This is a genomic window from Flagellimonas myxillae (genome assembly GCF_023502235.1).
GTDB classification, from domain to species: domain Bacteria; phylum Bacteroidota; class Bacteroidia; order Flavobacteriales; family Flavobacteriaceae; genus Flagellimonas; species Flagellimonas myxillae.
In genome coordinates, this window is sequence record NZ_JAMFLY010000010.1 from 1 (window position 1) to 2754 (window position 2754).

Below are 2754 nucleotides of genomic sequence, written 5' to 3' on the forward strand. Positions count from 1 at the left end.
TGCGCTTTCCAACCTTTCAACGGGGCTTATCTCCATTGTGGGCGGGAACGCGACAGGTACCATTAACGACAACGACGGTGGGGCCGGGAATGGGGTAAGCGTTTCAGGTTTCAACGTGGACGAGGATGCCGGTACCGCTGACTTTACAGTTACCCTGAACGCAAACGTACAGGGAGGATTTGACCTGGACTTCGCCGTTGCCGATGGCACCGCCATCGCAGGTTCCGATTATACCGTGGTCTCCGCCACAGGGAACATCGCATTTGCAGGGAACGCCGGGGAGGCCCACAACATCACCGTGGCCATCCTTGATGACAACCTTATCGAGAACAGCGAGGAGCTGTCCATCGCACTTTCCAACCTGTCCACCGGGCTTATCTCCATTGTGGGCGGGAACGCGACAGGTACCATTAACGACAACGACGGCGGGGCCGGGAACGGGGTAAGCGTTTCAGGTTTCAACGTGGACGAGGACGCCGGGACCGCTGACTTTACCATCACCCTTAACGCAAACGTACAGGGAGGGTTCAATGTGGACTTTGCCGTTGCCGATGGTACCGCCATCGCAGGAAGCGACTATACCGTGGCCTCGGCCACAGGGAACATCGCATTTGCAGGGAACGCCGGGGAGGCCCACAACGTCACCGTGACCATCCTTGACGATACATTTATAGAGAACAGCGAGGAACTGTCCATCGCACTTTCCAACCTGTCAACGGGGCTTATCTCCATTGTGGGCGCCAACGCTGTAGGTACCATCAACGATAACGACGGTGGCGCCGGGAACGGGGTGTCGGTTTCAGGTTTCAACGTGGACGAGGACGCCGGGACCGCTGACTTTACCATCACCCTTAACGCAAACGTACAGGGAGGTTTTGACCTGGACTTTGACATCAGTGATGGCACCGCCATCGCAGGTTCAGACTATACCGTGGCAAGTGCATCCGGGAACATCGCCTTTGCCGGTAACGCCGGAGAGGCGCACAACGTCACCGTGGCCATCCTTGACGACAACCTTATCGAGAACAGCGAGGAGCTGTCCATTGCGCTTTCCAACCTGTCCACCGGGCTTATCTCCATCATCGATGGTTCTGCAACAGGTACCATCAACGACAACGACGGCGGGGCTGGGAACGGTGTGTCCGTCACCGGGTTCAACGTGGACGAGGACGCAGGTACGGCCGACTTTACCGTCACCCTTAACGCAAACGTACAGGGAGGTTTTGACCTGGACTTTGACATCAGTGATGGCACCGCCATCGCAGGGGACGACTATACCGTGGCAAGTGCATCCGGGAACATCGCCTTTGCCGGTAACGCGGGCGAGCAGCACAACATCACCGTGGCCATCCTTGATGACAACCTTATCGAGAACAGCGAGGAGCTGTCCATCGTGCTTTCAAACCTTTCAACGGGGCTTATCTCCATCATCGATGGTTCTGCAACTGGGACGATCAACGACAATGACGGCGGCGCCGGGAACGGGGTATCGGTTTCAGGTTTCAACGTGGACGAGGACGCCGGGACCGCTGACTTTACCATCACCCTGAACGCAAACGTACAGGGAGGTTTTGACCTGGACTTTGACATCAGTGATGGAACTGCCATCGCAGGTTCCGATTATACCGTGGCATCTGCATCCGGGAACATCGCCTTTGCCGGTAACGCCGGGGAGGCGCACAACGTCACCGTGACCATCCTTGATGACAACCTTATCGAGAACAGCGAGGATATGTCCATCGCACTTTCCAACCTTTCCACCGGGCTTATCTCCATTGTGGGCGGGAACGCGACAGGTACCATAAACGACAACGACGGTGGGGCCGGGAACGGGGTAAGCGTTTCAGGTTTCAACGTGGACGAGGACGCCGGTACCGCTGACTTTACCATCAGCCTTAACGCAAACGTACAGGGAGGGTTCAATGTGGACTTCGCCGTTGCCGATGGCACCGCCATTGCAGGTTCCGACTATACCGTGGCATCTGCATCCGGGAACATCGCCTTTGCCGGGAATGCCGGGGAGGCCCACAACATTACCGTGACCATACTTGACGATACATTTATAGAGAACAGCGAGGATATGTCCATCGCACTTTCCAACCTTTCCACCGGGCTTATCTCCATTGTGGGGTCCAACGCTGTCGGTACCATAAACGACAACGACGGCGGGGCCGGGAACGGGGTATCCGTTACGGGCTTCAACGTGGACGAGGACGCCGGGACCGCTGACTTTACCATCAGCCTTAACGCAAACGTACAGGGAGGGTTCAATGTGGACTTTGCCGTTGCCGATGGCACCGCCATCGCAGGTAGCGACTATACCGTGGCCTCGGCCTCCGGGAACATCGCCTTTGCCGGTAACGCCGGGGAGGCCCACAACATTACCGTGACGATACTTGACGATACATTTATAGAGAACAGCGAGGAGCTGTCCATCGCACTTTCCAACCTTTCCACCGGGCTTATCTCCATTGTGGGGTCCAACGCTGTCGGTACCATAAACGACAACGACGGCGGGGCCGGGAACGGTGTGTCCGTCACCGGGTTCAACGTGAACGAGGACGCGGGTACGGCCGACTTTACCGTCACCCTTAACGCCAACGTACAGGGAGGTTTTGACCTGGACTTTGACATCAGTGATGGAACTGCCATTGCAGGTTCCGACTATACCGTGGCAAGTGCATCCGGGAACATCGCCTTTGCCGGAAATGCGGGCGAGCAGCACAGCGTGACCGTCACCATACTTGACGACAG

1 protein-coding gene is annotated in these 2754 nt (G+C 57.0%); it reads left to right on the forward strand.

Annotated elements, in window-relative coordinates:
• Positions 1 to 2754 (forward strand): beta strand repeat-containing protein (locus tag M3P07_RS17690; protein ID WP_249971257.1); only part of this gene is annotated, 2754 nt, incomplete at both ends.